Raw genomic sequence first — 16,268 nt, 5'->3', positions numbered from 1 at the left:
TGGCGGTGCTGAGAAGTCCACAAATGTGTCAAAACTGGTTGCTAATGGATGAAATTAAAAATTGAAATATAAATCTTTTTGTTTCCTTTTAGGACTAGACAGCGAATTGCAGGCTGTACTCAAGTACGCTAAAGCGAGCTAACGACGTCATAAAAGAGAAACAAGAAGATTAAAGTTGCGGGCATCTGCCCGAAATTGGGTGGTACCGCGGATTAACACATTCGTCCCTGTCAGATTGATGGCAGGGACGATTTTTCTTTTACCCCCCTAGCTAAAGGAGGTTGTCATGAAACAATCTTTTAACACCAGTAAACTCTACTATGGTTTTCCAATCTTCATCTTGGGCTATCAGGACCAGAACTTTGAGCACAATATCACGACCTGTAGCTCCTCTTATAGCCTGGGAGATTGGCTGGTCATTGGTGTTGGTGCTGAGGAAAATGCAGCTGACCAGATTAAGCATTACCAACAGTTCACTGTGAACATCCCTGACGAAAACCTCATGCTTGAGATGGAACAGGCTGGCTTCATTAGCCATCGGGAGAAATTGAAACACCTGGGCCTTGACTATGAGATTTCTGAACGAACTCAGGCACCGATTTTAAAGGCCTGTCCAGTCGTTTTGGATTGCCAGGCTGATCGGATTATCGAGGAAGATGGCATCTGTCATATCTTTGCCAAAATTCTCGAGCGACTGGCTGACCAAGAGCTCTTGGATGACAAGGGACATTTTAAAAATGACCGCTTTGCGCCGACTTACTTTATGGGGGACGGCCATCAGCGCGTTTACCGTTATCTAGATGACCGAGTCGATCCCATGGGAAGCTTCATCAAGAAAGCGAGGCAGAAGAATGACAAGAGCTGAACTGCCAGAACGAACCGAAACGGAGCGACTGGTCTTGCGAGCCCGAACAGTGGCGGATGTAGAGGATATCTTTGACTATGCCAGTCGTCCAGAAGTCTCTTACCCAGCAGGTTTTCCACCTGTCAAGACCTTGGAAGATGAGATTTATTACCTAAAACATATCCTTCCCGAGCGCAATCAAAAGGATAATCTCCCAGCAGGCTATGGAATTGTGATTAAAGGGACCGATACAATCATTGGTTCTGTCGATTTCCCCCATCGCCACGAAGATGATGTGCTAGAGATTGGCTATACCTTGCACCCAGACTATTGGGGCCGAGGTTATGTGCCAGAAGCAGCCCGTGCCTTGATTGATTTAGCTTTTAAAGAATTGAACCTACACAAGATTGAACTAACTTGTTTTGGTTACAATGTCCAAAGTCAACGAGTCGCTGAGAAACTTGGTTTCACCCTTGAAGCTCGCATAAGGGATCGCAAAGATGCCCAAGGCAATCGTTGTGATGATTTGAGATATGGCTTGCTGAGGAGTGAGTGGGAGGCGGATTGATGCATGTTTTCATCATTGGAGCTCCAGCCTCAGGGAAAATGACCATTGGTCAGGAACTTTCAAAACTCACCAGTGCGACTCTCTTTTTCAACCATCAACCAATAGATTTCGCACTCGAAATCTATCAGGATTTTACGGAAGAAATGTGGGAATTTGTTCGTAGCGTTAACTTTTCTTTTCTTGGAACAAGCGCCAGGCATCATCGGTCGGTGATTTTAACAGGTGTAACTGATTTTTCAAATCAATACCATCTGATGTATTTGAAGGATATTCAAGATTTATTAAATGAGTATCATCAAGAGATTCTCTTTGTTGAATTAGAAACGTCTCTTGAGGAGCGCTTACGTCGCAATCGGACAGAGAATCGGTTGAAATACAAACCCTTGAAACGGAATTTTGAGGTATCTGAAAGAGAAATTTTAGAGACTGATAAAACAAATCAACTTAATTCTCAAAAGCAACCGAGTGGTCTTCACCACTACCTGAAAATTGATAATACGAATCTGTCTGCAGAAGAAGTCGCAAAGCAGATTCAAGAAAAAATGAAAACAATAGAGAAAGGACACACACATGTCTAAAGAACTTTCACCTAAATACAATCCAGCCGAGGTTGAGGCTGGTCGTTACCAAAAATGGCTTGACGAAGATGTTTTCAAGCCTTCAGGCGATAAAAAGGCTAAGCCTTATTCAATCGTGATTCCACCACCAAACGTAACTGGGAAACTCCACCTTGGTCACGCTTGGGATACAACTTTGCAAGATATCATCATCCGTCAAAAACGCATGCAAGGCTTTGATACGCTTTGGCTTCCAGGGATGGACCACGCTGGGATTGCAACTCAGGCTAAGGTTGAGGAGCGCTTGCGTGGCGAGGGCATCAGCCGTTACGACCTTGGTCGTGAGAAATTCCTCGAGAAAGTCTGGGAATGGAAAGATGAATATGCGACTACTATCAAGGAACAATGGGGCAAGATGGGGCTCTCTGTTGACTACTCTCGCGAGCGTTTCACTCTTGACGAAGGTTTGTCAAAAGCAGTTCGCAAGGTCTTTGTGGACCTTTACAAGAAAGGCTGGATCTACCGTGGTGAGTTTATCATCAACTGGGACCCAGCGGCTCGCACAGCCCTTTCGGATATCGAGGTTATTCACAAGGACGTTGAAGGTGCCTTCTACCACATGAACTACATGCTAGAAGATGGTTCACGCGCTCTTGAAGTTGCGACCACTCGTCCAGAGACCATGTTTGGGGACGTTGCCGTTGCGGTCAATCCAGAAGACCCACGCTACAAGGACTTGATTGGTAAAAACGTCATCCTTCCAATCGCTAATAAATTGATTCCAATCGTTGGAGATGAACACGCAGATCCTGAGTTTGGTACTGGTGTCGTGAAAATCACTCCTGCCCACGATCCAAACGACTTCTTGGTTGGTCAACGCCATAACTTGCCACAAGTTAACGTCATGAACGATGACGGGACTATGAATGACTTGGCCTTCGAATTTGCAGGCATGGACCGTTTTGAAGCTCGTAAAGCAGTCGTTGCTAAGTTGGAAGAAATCGGTGCCCTTGTTAAAATCGAAAAACGTGTTCACAGTGTTGGTCACTCAGAGCGTACAGGTGTCGTGGTTGAACCACGCTTGTCTACGCAATGGTTCGTCAAGATGGACCAATTGGCCAAGAATGCCATTGCCAACCAAGACACTGAGGACAAGGTAGAATTCTACCCACCTCGTTTCAATGATACCTTCCTTCAATGGATGGAAAATGTCCACGACTGGGTAATCTCGCGTCAGCTCTGGTGGGGTCACCAAATCCCTGCTTGGTACAATGCTGAGGGTGAAATGTACGTCGGTGAAGAAGCTCCAGAAGGCGATGGATGGACTCAGGACGAAGACGTTTTGGATACTTGGTTCAGTTCTGCCCTTTGGCCATTCTCAACCATGGGTTGGCCAGATGTTGACTCAGAAGACTTCAAACGTTACTTCCCAACTTCAACCTTGGTAACAGGTTACGACATCATCTTTTTCTGGGTGTCTCGTATGATCTTCCAATCATTGGAATTCACAGGCCGTCAGCCATTCCAAAACGTTCTTATCCACGGTCTTATCCGTGATGAGCAAGGACGTAAGATGTCTAAATCTCTCGGTAACGGGATTGATCCGATGGATGTCATCGAGAAATACGGTGCCGATGCCCTTCGTTGGTTCCTTTCAAACGGTTCTGCACCAGGACAAGACGTGCGCTTCTCTTATGAGAAAATGGATGCTTCATGGAATTTCATTAACAAGATTTGGAACATCTCTCGCTACATCCTCATGAACAATGAAGGCTTGACTCTTGAGCAAGCAACGGCTAATGTGGAAAAAGTGGTTAATAAGGAAGCTGGAAATGTCACTGACCGCTGGATTCTCCATAACCTCAATGAAACGATTGGAAAAGTCACTGAAAACTTTGATAAGTTTGAGTTTGGTGTAGCTGGCCACATCCTCTACAACTTCATCTGGGACGAGTTCGCGGACTGGTACGTTGAGTTGACCAAGGAAGTCCTTTATAGCGATAACGAAGAAGAGAAAGTCATCACACGTTCTGTTCTCCTTTACACTTTGGACAAGATCCTACGTCTCCTTCACCCAATCATGCCATTCGTAACAGAGGAAATCTTTGGACAAATCTCAGAAGGGTCTATCGTCACAGCTGCTTATCCAACTGTTAACCCAGCTTTTGAAGACCTTGTTGCCCACACTGGTGTCGAAAGTCTCAAAGACTTGATCCGTGCCGTTCGTAATGCGCGTGCAGAAGTAAACGTAGCACCAAGCAAACCAATCACGATTCTTGTTAAGACAAGCGATAGCGACTTGGAAGCTTTCTTTAACAGCAATGTCAACTACATCAAACGCTTTACAAATCCAGAACACTTGGAAATCGCATCAAACATCCCTGCACCTGAACTCGCTATGTCAAGCGTCATCACAGGAGCAGAAATCTACCTGCCGCTCGCAGACCTCCTCAATGTCGAAGAAGAACTGGCTCGCCTCGACAAGGAACTGGCTAAATGGCAAAAAGAACTGGATATGGTCGGCAAAAAGCTCTCTAACGAACGCTTCGTAGCCAACGCCAAACCAGAAGTCGTCCAAAAAGAACGCGACAAACAAGCCGACTACCAAGCCAAATACGACGCGACCGTAGCGCGTATTGATGAGATGAAGAAGTTGGTGAAATAAAATCGAGTAGCGGCTAAGACTAACCCCACTCACACCATGGTACATGCCGTTCAAGGTAGTAAACCAAGTAAGAAACCAGTCCGCGCTTTTCGAGGACTGGTTTTTATATATCATGTTTAAGTACCGACTTCTGAGCCCTAATTGATAGTGATCACCCCAGCTAGATACCTTATCTCCATTTAGGAAACCCTAGCTTAAGTAGATTTCTTCTTCCACCGCTTCTAGATAATCACTCGTAGGCTAGTACGCGAGCGCTCATCTATGATGATGACTATGCGCTTCATATTCCCTAGTAAGAAATAGTTATACATCCCCGAATGGACAAATTCAGTTGCTCAAAAGTTCACTGGTAGTGTGTGTTCTACGGAGGACTTCCACCTTAGATGTACGACATGTCCATCATACCAAAAACGGCAAATCCCTCAATTTGAGATTTGCCTTTTTTATATATTTTCATCTTGCAAATCTAGTTGCTTCACTCTAGCAATATAGTATGCCATGATCAAAAACAAATTGAAGCTGACAATCCAGATAGACCATTCATGAAAAAAATGCATAGATACAGCCAAGCTAATAGCGCCCACTATGAAACTGCCTACAACAATGCCATAGTTCAAGGCTTGACGACGATATTCTTGAACATCTCCTTCTCCTCTAACGATGCGATACAAAGCAGTCAACATTTTTCGGTAATTCCCAGACGTCATAAAAATGACATAGGGATGATCTTCAATCAAACTACCCGTAAATGTTAGCATCATCATTCCAGTTCCAAAAGCAATAAAAGGTACTTCTAGTAAAGGAAATCGAGAAAAGAAGGGCAAAACAAGGGTCCCGATAAATAAGGGAAGTAGCATCTTAACCCGCCAATAGGCTGTTTTGCGATATTCTTTCACGTGTAAGGCAAAAAGAAATCCTAGGGAAAAGAATATAATAGAACAGAATCTCAACATAGTATTGATGACATGTGAATCGTGCCAATCTGATATCAGCAGGAGAATGTTCCCTGTCTGCGTTGCCACCAAACTATGGTACTGGATATGACAGAACACATCCAAAGAACCACCGATAAAGCCAAGGAACACTCCCATGAGTCGTGTATTTTGAGGTAAAATTAATTTATCTGGCATTGATTCATCACTCGTTTCCCTTTGATTTTTTCATTATACCACTTTCTCTGAAAGAAACTAAGTGAAAAACGGTCAGTTCAGGTAGACATGATTACATATATTCCTATGTTGGTCTCGTCTCTGGGGTTCATTTATGACTTCTTATCAAATCGGAATACTATAGTACTCCTCAGCTGAACTATTTTTAAACAAATTATTTCTGTACTGAAGTCTATGGCTTAATCAAAGTAACACTTGAAACAGTACCATCTGCACCTGTTGTAATTTGGATGACTTTTCCACCACCTACTTCAGCATTGTATTTTCCATCATCAAGGGTATAAGAATAGCTTTGAATAGAGTAGTTTTCTTTCTTGCCATCAGCAGATTCTACTGTAAATTGACCGCCTGATGAGACAGTGATCGTTTCACCATTCGCACCCTTCCAATTTCCAGCCGCAGCCGAAAAATCTTTGTCCACCATAGTCAAGACACCTTTATAACGTTTGTTATGTTCTGCCTGCTTGTCTTGAAGTTTGCGATCAGTTGCTGGATCATAAGCCGACTGATTCTGTTTTGCTTGTGTTCCTTGTTGATTGGATGGGGCTTGAGAAGGGGTTTGCTCAGCAGAAGGTTCTTGGTTTTGTTTTGTTTCTGGTGCTGGTGTTGCTTGCGATTGATTAGCAGTAGTCGTTGACTGATCAGAAGATGATGATTTAGCTTTTTCTGATGAAGTTGAACTTGAGGATTTCTGAGTCTTGTTCTCTTTACTTGAAAAACTGGCCTTAGAACTAGAAGATGCTTGTGTTGTCTTGCTAGAACTATCGCTTGTGGTATTTTCTTTCTTATTACCACAAGCCCCCAATAGTAATGTTGAAGCAAGTACAGTTACGGCCATTAATTTGATAGAAGTTTTATTTTTCATTTTATGCTCCTTTGTAACATTTTTGAAATGTTAAGAAATATTTTTGTAACATTATTGTAATATTTGTTTTTAAATCTGTCAACTATTTATCTAAAATTTTTTAGAATTATTTTTTAGTACATTTATTTTCTTACTCCTCCTATATCTTTTATTCGTAAAGAATTAAAAAAAACACAAAAGTTCTTCCTGGTAAAGTGCTATATTTTAAAGTGTAATCGTTTGCATTTTTATTCTTGAAGGGCTATAATAAAATTGAAATAGGATATTGGGGGTGTAGGTTTATGTCAAAGAAATATTACAAATATCTTCCTTGGATGATTATTGGTGCTTTCTCTTCTTATGGGGTTGCTACTCATTACGCTCAAACAACATTTGATCTGTTCTACTTAACCACAATCTTCATGATTGTTTATGTGGCTCTAATGTACTTACACGAACATTATTTAAAATATAAATACAAGGATTTATTCATTCGAATCATGAGCAATTCAAAGAAAGATAAACATCCTTAAACAAAAAATAACAACAAAAAGAGGCCGGGAAGAATCCCGACCTCGCTTTTTTATGAATAATAAACCTTTGACACGATAGCTGACTTGGCTTGTGACGCAAACTTTATTTTCTCTATTCTCAAGCTTCAACCAGCCATCGGATTTGTTGAAACTTCTCAGGACTGAGACTAGGAAATCGAGACTTGGTCTATCGATTTCTGTCCCAAAGCTTTTTATTTCAATCGATAGGTTTTTCTTGGTTTCTTTTTAGGCACTCGTTTGAGCCCAACTTCTTCTACATACTCACCATATTTCACGAGAAAGTTATTGCTGACGATTGGTCGTCCTGGGTTGATGAGATTGACTAATTCGGTTCCTTCATAGACAGTGAACTCCTCCTCCAGCAGATAGAGGAAGGTAGGATTCCAGTCAAGACGCCCTTGGATTCGTTTAATAGACTCTTGGATAATGGCATAATGGTCAAAGGCAAAGGCGTGCTCCTCCAGCTCTAGTCCCTCTAGGAAGCACTTGCCCGTCTGAAAATCAACATCGACAAAAACCACATCCTTGGCATCATCTCCAGCTTGAACGAGTTCGAGTGCTCGACTAGGTAGATACACCAAGTGGGCGATAGTAACCGTCCAGCCCCGCGGATCACGGCCTGGTGTAGACACTGTCATCAACTGCTCGATTTTTTCCAAAGGAAGGTCGAGATTAACCTCCTCTCTCACTTCACGCTGGCAAGCATGCCTTGCATCTTCACTCTTATCCATAAAACCACCGACCAAAGCCAAACAGTTTTGATAAGGATGGGCCTTACGACGGATTAGCAAGAGTTTGATTTTCCCTTCCACAAAGCAATAAGCTACCATATCCACCGTCACGCTTGGTTTTTCATACTGAGGAAGATCCTGTTTGCAGTACCAGTCTAAAAATTCCTTCTCCGTCGCATGAATCTCAAAATATTCTCTTTCTGTCATTCCAGCCGGGATTATCGTTTCAGTCATCCTATCCCTCCCTGACAGCTTTTGTCCATTGGTACCAACCAACTAAACTATTGATGGTGTAAACCCAGTACATACCTTGGATATGGATATTTTCACCCCACCAGAGGTAAATACTAAAGAGATTGGTTGCAATCCAGAAAATCCATTGCTCACGGTAAAGACGTGTCATCAAGAGCTGACCAACACCATTGGTCGCATCGGTAACACTGTCACGGAAAGGACGAGCGCTATGGATACTTTGGTAGGCAAAGCCCATGCCAATCCAGATGATGGCTGTCAAAGTCAAATATTTGAGCCAATCAATCAGGCCAAGTTTCTTAGCTTCAAAGTGAGATTCTTCTGGTTTTCCTTGCTCATTGATACGATTAGACAACCAAGTATAGAGACCAATGGGCTGCATCACAAAGAAATAAACTGTTGTCAAAACTTCTCCGTAGAAAGTAGCATTCATAGCTAGAACCAAATAGATTGCAGAGTTAATAGCTCCAAAAAGATAGTTGCTAGCCCGACCTTCTGCAACCAAGATAACGCAGACAATCCCTGTCCAAGAGGCCAAGAGACCAACCCAATCATGACTTTCCGTGTTTTGTGTAAACTCCAGAATAAGAGGGACACTTGATAAAGCAATCAAATAGAGCCACTGGAAAAGACTGCGTCCCACAAAGAGGTCTTTCCAAAGCAAACGCATTACTCCTGAAAAACCAATTTTACGAGCTTCTGCGTGAACATTTTTAAAATTTGCAATAAATCGAGTAATTTTTTCAGTTATTTTTTTCATTTTCTTCTCCTAATCTGCTTGGTAAATGACATCGATAGCTACTTTTGCTGCTTCATAATTTCCTAGATAGTCATCAGCTAGATAAACATGAGGGATAGTAGCTAGATATTGCTCCCTCATCATATCCAAATGCTGAGAAAAACTATGACGGATATGGTCTTCTGCCATGGTCATGTCGCGAAAACCATCATTGACATAAGAGCCGACAGGTTGCACAAAGAGGATTAAATCCCACTTTTCCTTGGCTAAGATGGAAACAAAGAGATTATCAAAGGTCTCTACGGACAAGTCCTCCTGCTCTTCAGTTTCCATGTAGTAATCGTAGTAGCCCTTGGTTACCAATGAGTTGGTGTCTGCAATGACCAAGCCTCGATTGGCATTGCTATCGATTAACTTGGAAGTTTGGTCATATTGCCCCAATAGAAGGTAATAATAGTCTTTTGGGGTAAGCTCATCATCTCGGACATTATTTTTTATCTGATACTCACGAGCATATTCCAGACTGACTGGCGCATCATAGAAGCGAGCTAAATCCTTTGCTAGAGTTGTTTTACCATTACTAGCACTTCCCATAATCAACACTTTTTCGTAAACTGACGGCGGAAAGGTTGAGCGATATATTTCCAATATTTGCTTGGATTTTCACGAATCATGCTAGCCGAAATTCCAAATTTTCTTTCCTGTAGAACAGTCTCGAAACCACGTTTTGACAATTCTTGTTGGTATTCGGACTCTCCTACAAAAAAGATTAGTTCCTCACCAGTCTGGTCATAGGAAATGGCCTGCAACATCTGATCCAACCACTCCTGCCAGCCCATTGGATAGCGAGGGATATTGGTTTCGTCAAGTTTACAAACAGAGGTCAACTCATCATCTCGAAATGCTTCACGAATATAGCGAAACCTCTTTTGTAGTGTAAGTCCAACCTGTTCACCACGATCTCCCTTATAACCTGAAACTACCACCCATACAGCATCGCATTGTCGTTTTGCTCTTTGGATTAAATCAATATGCCCCTGATGCAAGGGAGCAAAGGTTCCAAAAACCACTGCTATCTGTTTTTTCATGTCTTTTTAACCTTTTTATAACTTTTTATATTTTATATCATACTCTATCTTGTTCTGTTTGTCAAGACTTTTTTATTATTTTTTATAAAAACATTTCTTAATTATAAGATTTTTTTCTTGATATACAAAACTTGATCAGTAGAAATTCGTTTTTGAAATCCTTAAAATAAATCCACAATCCAAGTAGCTATTTGGGCAACAACTTTTCAAAAAAGAGGCTGAAACAATCTGTTCCAACCTCACATTTTTAAACAATCTCAAATTTTAATTGACCAGCTTTGACACCAATCTTCAGAGTCTTGCCAGCTTCCAATTCACCTTTAAGGAGAAGCTCTGCAAGTTTGTCTTCCACTTCCGTTTGTAGGGTTCTACGAAGTGGACGAGCCCCCATCTCTGGATCATAGCCTTGCTGAGCTAGAAGTTTAAGGGCAGATGCTTGGAGTTTCAAGTCAATTCCTTTTTCTGCAAGACTAGCAATCAATGGTTTGACCATAATCTTAACTACTTCTTGCATATCTTGACTTGACAAGCTATGGAAGACTACCTTCTCATCAATACGGTTGATAAACTCTGGACGATAAGCCTTTTTCAGCTCCTCAAACATCCGTTTTTCCATATTTTCTTGGTCAAAACGAATGTCCTTAGCTCCAAAACCAACTGTCTTATCATCACGAAGAGCTGTCGCACCAAGGTTTGAAGTCATGATGATGATGGTATTAGAGAAGTCAACCTTGCGACCCTTACTGTCTGTCAAGACACCATCATCCAAGACTTGCAAGAGCACATTAAAGATATCTGGGTGTGCCTTCTCTACTTCGTCAAAGAGCAAGACTGAGTACGGTTTGTTACGAACCTTCTCGGTCAACTCCCCGCCTTCTTCGTAGCCTACATAACCTGGAGGAGCTCCATTGAGACGACTGGCTGCAAATTTCTCCATGTATTCACTCATGTCAAAGCGGATAAGAGCAGACTCATCATCAAAGAGAACTTCCGCCAAGGCCTTGGCCAACTCGGTCTTACCAACACCTGTTGGTCCTAGGAACATAAAGGAGCCAATTGGACGTTTGTTATTGCGAATACCCGATTGATTTCGGCGAATGGCACGACTGATACTAGATACAGCTTGTTCCTGTCCGATAACACGTTTATGCAGTTCAGCTTCAAGATTGAGATACTTCTTGGCATCTGTTTGGGTCAATTTTTGAACTGGAATACCTGACAAGCGACTCAAGGTGGTCAAAATATCTGATTCTGTCACCAAGTCTTTATAGACTGGAACTTCCTGCTCTTTTGCAATGAGTTGAGCTGCTTGCTTCCATTTACCATCCATCAAGGCCTTATCAGCTGGTGTTAAACCTGACTCATCTTGTTTAGCGTGTTTCGATTTATTTTGCACTGTTGCAGCTGCTTCGTCCAATAGATCAATGGCTGAGTCTGGCAAATGACGACTCGTCAAATAACGATGTGCCATTTTGACAGCTGTTTCTACTGCATCGTCTGTAATTTGGACATGGTGGTGTTTCTCGTAAGTTGCTTTCAAGCCCTGCAAAATAGCCATACTATCTGCTAAACTTGGCTCCTCAATCATCACTTTTGCAAAGCGACGAGAAAGGGCTGCGTCTTTTTCGATGTGCTTTTGATACTCTTCCTGAGTGGTCGCACCGACAGTTCTCAGAGTTCCACGTGCCAAGGCAGGTTTCAAGATATTAGCCGCATCCAAGGTCGAATCGATCCCACTTCCTGACCCCATAATGGTATGAAGCTCATCGATAAAGAGGATGACCTTTCCATCTTCCTCAATATCTTTGATGATATTGTTCATACGTTCTTCAAAGTCACCACGGAAACGAGTTCCCGCAACCACATTCATCAAATCAAGTTCTAAAACTCGCATCTTAGCCATTTCATCAGGTACATCCCCGTTGGCAATACGTTGCGCAAGACCAAGTGCTAGAGCTGTTTTACCGACACCTGCATCTCCAACTAGGACTGGATTGTTTTTTGTCTTACGGCTCAAGATTTGAATCATACGAGAGATTTCTTGGTCGCGCCCGATGACTGGTTCCAATTTACCCGAACGAGCTTGCTCCGTAAGGTCATGCGTATAATCTTCCAAACCTCCACTTGGTGTCTGAGGCATACCCATCATATTAGCCATGGAATTTTGCTTATCCGCTACCGTACGATGACGCTGGCGAAGGGCCTTCAAATCTTCTCTAGTCCAACCAGCACGCGCTTCAAGACTTCGACGAAGTCCAGCAATCTTGACCTGATCCTTCTGATCTTCGTAAGAAAATCCCGCTTTTTCTAAAATGCGAGTAGCTAAGGCATTGCCATCATGTAAGATAGCATAAAGAACATGCTCTGTTCCCAATACCTTGGCATGTACGACAGATGCAACGTGCTCTGCTTCCAATAACAATACCTTCAACCGGTGTGAAAAAGGCAGCTCCTGATAATGTTCCTTATCGCTATACTTTGTTTCAGTCAACTCTACAGCAACTTCCTCCAGACGATCAATCTCATATGGAAATTCGTTCAAAGTCGCCCCAGCTACACTGTAACCATGATTGGCCATAGCAATCAATAGATGCCATGACTCTAGGTATTCTGCCCCAAAATGACTGGCGACCAGAAAGGCACTTTCTATACATTCTCTCAATGCTTTTGAATATTTCATTTAGTTCTATTTTCCTTTTCTATCTACCTCTTGTAATAACTGACGGAGCATATTGGCACGGATAAGATTGGCATCATCGCCTAAAACTCGGTCTGTCGCCATTGCTAATAATAGATTCATCTCCTGACGAGTCACCAAATCCTGCTCAAACAAGAGTCTTAAAACATCTTCAAAGATAGCTAGGCTAACTTCTTCACCTACCGAATACAATAAATCGCGGAGCATTTCATGGTGGTTTGAGAATTCAATCCGACCAATGCGAATATAACCGCCACCTCCCCGCTTACTTTCAACTAAATAGCCTCTGCTTTCAGTAAATCGAGTCTTAATCACATAATTAATCTGGCTAGGCACGACTTGAAAGGTATCCGCTAATTGGCTTCGTTGCAATTCAACCATACCCGACTGCTCCAAAATCGCCTTGATATAGGCCTCTATATGGTCTGATGTATTTTTAAATCTCATAGAACGCCACCTCTTTCTTTGAACCTTGACTATCTTTGACTATTATACCGAATTTTTCGATTTTTTAAAAGAAAAAGGGGCTGGTAATGAAGAATCCTCACCAACTCCCTATTTTTCTACTTATCTAAGCCTAATTCTGCCAAGATTTGCCGTTTATAGGCAATTTTTTGAACTTCCTTGTCTTCGGTTTCAGACCAGTCGAGTTTGACTTCAGAAACAATCTGCCCAGGCCTATTTTTCAAGATATAGATACGGTCACTAAGATTGAGGGCCTCCTCGATACTATGCGTAATGATGAGTGTCGTCAGGCCTAGCTGTTTATGAATCTCCAGATACCAAGCATGGAGTTCCATCTTGGTCATCTCATCCAAGGCGCTAAAGGCCTCATCTAGAAGAAAGAGCTTATGCCCAAAAAGATAGGTACGAAGCAAGGCCACACGCTGACGCATCCCCCCACTGAGTTCATGAGGGTACTTATCCCTTACAGCCGTCAACTGAAAGGTAGCAAGGATTTCATCCGCACGAGCAATGGCTTCTGCCTTATCCACCTTTTGGATCAAGAGGGGCAAAATGATATTGCCAAGTACCGTCTTGTGTTCCAAGAGTAGATCCTTTTGGAGCATATAACTCACGCGCCCCTTGGGATTTTCCTCACCGTCAAGAATGATTCGTCCAGACTGGACTTCTAAAATCCCTGCAATCAGGTTAAAGAGAGTAGTCTTTCCTACACCACTGGGGCCTAGGATAGAGACCACTTCACCTGAAGTCACTTGTAGGTTAATATCCTCTAAAATCTTTTCATCATCGTAGGCGTAGCTTACGTGTTCTAGTCTAATTTCTGTCATTATTTTACAAATTCGTTGGTAAATCCTTTATCTGTCAAGTCTTCCTTGAGGATTCCATTTTCTTTATCCCATTTGTAGAAGGCATTCCAGCGATCCGCATCAAATTGTCCCCATTTTTCCTTGTCGCTAGCATACTCTTTTGATAAGTATTTCTGAGATTCGATGACAAAGTCACGTTTATCCTTTAACTCAGGTGCATTCTTGATCAAGATATCAGCCGCTTCTTCTGGGTGATCCATAGCGTATTGGTAACCTTTTTTAATAGCTTGGATGACTTTACGAGCTTCTTCTTTGTTGTCTTTCAGATAGTCATTGTTAGCGATGATAACTGGTGAGTAGTAGTCAAACTCTTTGACGTAGTCTTTCAAATACATAAAGTTGGCATCCACTCCTTGCGATTTAGCAAGAATACCGTCCCAACCATAATAAATCCAAGCAGAGTCAAAAACGCCATTGGCAATCGGTGTGATCGAGTTCGAGTCGTTGTTTGGTACTTTTTCAACCTTCTCGAAGTCTCCACCTTGAGATTCTACCAAGGTTTTCAGCATAGCAAGCTCAGTTGGGTCATTCCAAGTTCCGTATTTCTTACCAACCAAGTCTTTTGGACTGGTTACATTATCAGATTTACGAGAGATGATACCTGATGTATTATGCTCAACGATCGCTGCAACGGCAGTAATACCTGCTCCTTTTTCCAATTTCTTAGCCATGTAGTCTTGGAAATAGATAGCAAAAGGTGCCTTGCCATTGATAACCAAGTCAGATGAGCTTTCTTCTGGTGGCAATTTCAAATCAACATCCACTCCAGCTTCTTTGAAATACCCTTTTTCTTTGGCTACATAAAGTCCCGTATGATTGGTATTTGGTGTCCAATCTAAGATAAAGTCAATTTTTTTGAGTTCTGCTTCTTTGTTGTCCTTAGAAGCAGTTCCTTGGCCACAAGCCACAAGCACGACAGCTAGAAGAGCTGTTACAATCGTTAAAAACACTTTCCATGTTTTCTTCATTTTTATTTCCTCTTTTCTTTTTACAAAACGCTCTATTTTAAGTACGTTTCCATTTAATCACATATTTTTCACTGATATCGACTAGCTTCATCCCCAGAAGACTGATCAGTGATACCAGAATAATAATCGCAAACATGGTATCATACTGAAACAGTTTCTTGGACTGAATCATGTAGACACCTAGTCCTTCAAAGCCTCCCAACCACTCAGACACAACTGTTGTGATAAAGGCATAGGAGACACTGACCCTCAGTCCTGCATAAAAGTAGGGCAGGCTAACAGGGATTTTAAAATGCCACAGGATTTGCCAAGGATTGGCTCGCATCAGACTAAACAAGGTCAGCATATCCTTGTCACAATGCCTAAAACCATCTAAAATACTGACGATGATAGGGAAGGTCGTCGTCAAGATAATCAAGACAATCTTAGGCAAGATTCCATAACCCAACCATAAAACTAGGATAGGGGCCATGGCAATGGTCGGGATGGTCTGGACAACCACCATCATGGGGTAAATCAGGTCATTGAGCCAACTCAGACTATCCATAAGAACGGCCATGATACAGGCAATCAAGACACCCAGCACCAAACCTAGTAAGGCTACTCTCAAGGTTGCCCAACTATGGTACCAAAGAAATTCTCTATCACGAACAAAAGACTGGAGGATTTCAAGTGGTGTCGGTAGGATGAACTTTGGTAAGAGTTTTAAGAATCCCGCCACCTGCCAAACGGATAAGACACCCAAAAATCCTAGCAGACTAATATGTCGTCTCATTATACTTTTCAAGTTTCTCATCGATGCTTAAAATCTCTCCTACATTTATTTTCACATTGGCAAAAACATTGTCTGCTCCTTGGCCCGCTACCTCTAACGCTTCTTTGAGAATGCGCATAAGCTCATCAAATTCTCCCTCTAAAACTGTTTCAAATGGTGTCACCACCATGGTCACTTCTTGAGCTTGCAGATAAGCAATGACCTTATCAATTACAGCTATGCGGTCAATCCCCTGTGACAGGGGCAGGACTTGTAAAGCAATGCTTGCTTTCATTCAAACCTCCTTCTAATTTACAGTTTTTCTTTATGAAAAAAGAAAAACCTCTTTCATATATGAAAAAGGTGCAAAATTAGGCCAAGTATCGTTCCCTACGCTGGCATTACCCAGATCAGGTGCGGTCGAAGTTTAACACTTCCTCTCAGACTGTACACAGACTCCCATATATTATATGGACATATGATAGCGCAAAATAAACAAGATGTCA

General features: G+C 42.1%; 15 protein-coding genes, 1 pseudogene and 1 riboswitch. Of the genes and pseudogenes, 5 read left to right on the top strand and 11 right to left on the bottom strand.

All coding sequences use genetic code 11. The features are described 5' to 3' along the window. Positions 1-286: 286 nt before the first annotated feature. From AAFQ93_RS02780 to AAFQ93_RS02765, 4 genes are read left to right on the top strand one after another with little or no spacing between them, the layout of a single operon-like run. Positions 287-865, top strand: a complete 579-nt coding sequence (locus AAFQ93_RS02780) for a flavin reductase family protein (protein ID WP_223140450.1) — start codon at positions 287-289, stop codon at positions 863-865. Continuing rightward, a complete protein-coding gene (locus AAFQ93_RS02775) occupies positions 852-1,412 on the top strand; it encodes a GNAT family N-acetyltransferase (protein WP_223140449.1) in 561 nt (186 codons plus the stop codon). Before AAFQ93_RS02780 ends, AAFQ93_RS02775 begins: the two co-directional genes overlap by 14 nt. Then, positions 1,412-1,990, top strand: coding sequence for an AAA family ATPase (locus tag AAFQ93_RS02770; RefSeq protein ID WP_153225263.1), 579 nt, complete (start codon positions 1,412-1,414; stop codon positions 1,988-1,990). Before AAFQ93_RS02775 ends, AAFQ93_RS02770 begins: the two co-directional genes overlap by 1 nt. Next, complete coding sequence (locus tag AAFQ93_RS02765; RefSeq protein WP_223140448.1) at positions 1,983-4,634, top strand: valine--tRNA ligase; 2,652 nt, start codon at positions 1,983-1,985, stop codon at positions 4,632-4,634. Before AAFQ93_RS02770 ends, AAFQ93_RS02765 begins: the two co-directional genes overlap by 8 nt. Before the next feature lie 443 nt (positions 4,635-5,077). On the opposite strand, the gene AAFQ93_RS02760 is transcribed toward AAFQ93_RS02765, so the two are convergent. Together AAFQ93_RS02760 and AAFQ93_RS02755 are read right to left on the bottom strand one after the other, a co-directional pair. Beyond that, positions 5,078-5,764 (bottom strand): YoaK family protein, encoded by a 687-nt coding sequence (locus AAFQ93_RS02760; protein WP_375555519.1) that lies wholly within the window; start codon positions 5,762-5,764, stop codon positions 5,078-5,080. Positions 5,765-5,975: 211 nt separating this feature from the next. Further along, on the bottom strand, positions 5,976-6,668 hold the full coding sequence (locus tag AAFQ93_RS02755; protein ID WP_375555518.1) for a hypothetical protein: 693 nt from the start codon (positions 6,666-6,668) through the stop codon (positions 5,976-5,978). 281 nt (positions 6,669-6,949) lie between these two features. Here AAFQ93_RS02755 and AAFQ93_RS02750 point away from each other — a divergent pair, with 281 nt between their 5' ends. Then, positions 6,950-7,180, top strand: a complete 231-nt coding sequence (locus AAFQ93_RS02750; RefSeq protein ID WP_375555517.1) for a hypothetical protein — start codon at positions 6,950-6,952, stop codon at positions 7,178-7,180. A 212-nt stretch (positions 7,181-7,392) separates the two neighbouring features. Here AAFQ93_RS02750 and AAFQ93_RS02745 read toward each other — a convergent pair whose 3' ends face one another. From AAFQ93_RS02745 to AAFQ93_RS02705, 9 genes and pseudogenes are all read right to left on the bottom strand, one after another. Continuing rightward, complete coding sequence (locus AAFQ93_RS02745; protein WP_223140445.1) at positions 7,393-8,166, bottom strand: NUDIX hydrolase; 774 nt, start codon at positions 8,164-8,166, stop codon at positions 7,393-7,395. Position 8,167: 1 nt separating this feature from the next. After that, positions 8,168-8,944 (bottom strand): nicotinamide riboside transporter PnuC, encoded by a 777-nt coding sequence (pnuC, locus tag AAFQ93_RS02740; RefSeq protein WP_375555516.1) that lies wholly within the window; start codon positions 8,942-8,944, stop codon positions 8,168-8,170. A 9-nt stretch (positions 8,945-8,953) separates the two neighbouring features. Further along, positions 8,954-10,011, bottom strand: a pseudogene (locus tag AAFQ93_RS02735) (AAA family ATPase). A gap of 247 nt (positions 10,012-10,258) precedes the next feature. Further along, positions 10,259-12,691, bottom strand: coding sequence for an ATP-dependent Clp protease ATP-binding subunit (locus AAFQ93_RS02730; protein WP_075228382.1), 2,433 nt, complete (start codon positions 12,689-12,691; stop codon positions 10,259-10,261). Between the two features lie 6 nt (positions 12,692-12,697). After that, the gene (locus tag AAFQ93_RS02725; RefSeq protein ID WP_001211286.1) at positions 12,698-13,156 is read right to left on the bottom strand and encodes a CtsR family transcriptional regulator; all 459 of its coding nucleotides are present in this window, start codon (positions 13,154-13,156) and stop codon (positions 12,698-12,700) included. Between the two features lie 116 nt (positions 13,157-13,272). After that, positions 13,273-14,001, bottom strand: a complete 729-nt coding sequence (locus AAFQ93_RS02720; protein WP_375555515.1) for an ABC transporter ATP-binding protein — start codon at positions 13,999-14,001, stop codon at positions 13,273-13,275. Continuing rightward, positions 14,001-15,008: an ABC transporter substrate-binding protein gene (locus AAFQ93_RS02715; RefSeq protein ID WP_375555514.1), complete on the bottom strand. Its 1,008-nt coding sequence runs from the start codon at positions 15,006-15,008 to the stop codon at positions 14,001-14,003. Before AAFQ93_RS02715 ends, AAFQ93_RS02720 begins: the two co-directional genes overlap by 1 nt. Before the next feature lie 37 nt (positions 15,009-15,045). Then, positions 15,046-15,804, bottom strand: a complete 759-nt coding sequence (locus AAFQ93_RS02710) for an ABC transporter permease (RefSeq protein ID WP_247913368.1) — start codon at positions 15,802-15,804, stop codon at positions 15,046-15,048. Next, positions 15,767-16,057 carry an MTH1187 family thiamine-binding protein gene (locus AAFQ93_RS02705; RefSeq protein ID WP_375555513.1) on the bottom strand — a complete coding sequence of 97 codons (291 nt, stop codon included), beginning with the start codon at positions 16,055-16,057 and terminating at the stop codon, positions 15,767-15,769. The genes AAFQ93_RS02710 and AAFQ93_RS02705 overlap by 38 nt, the downstream gene beginning before the upstream one ends. Before the next feature lie 75 nt (positions 16,058-16,132). Further along, a riboswitch (TPP riboswitch) is annotated at positions 16,133-16,235 on the bottom strand. Positions 16,236-16,268: the final 33 nt, after the last annotated feature.

This window comes from Streptococcus nidrosiense (assembly GCF_042140045.1).
GTDB classification, from domain to species: Bacteria; Bacillota; Bacilli; order Lactobacillales; family Streptococcaceae; genus Streptococcus; species Streptococcus nidrosiense.
The sequence above is the reverse complement of the archived record's forward strand: the minus strand, read 5'-3'. Positions and strand labels throughout refer to the sequence as shown.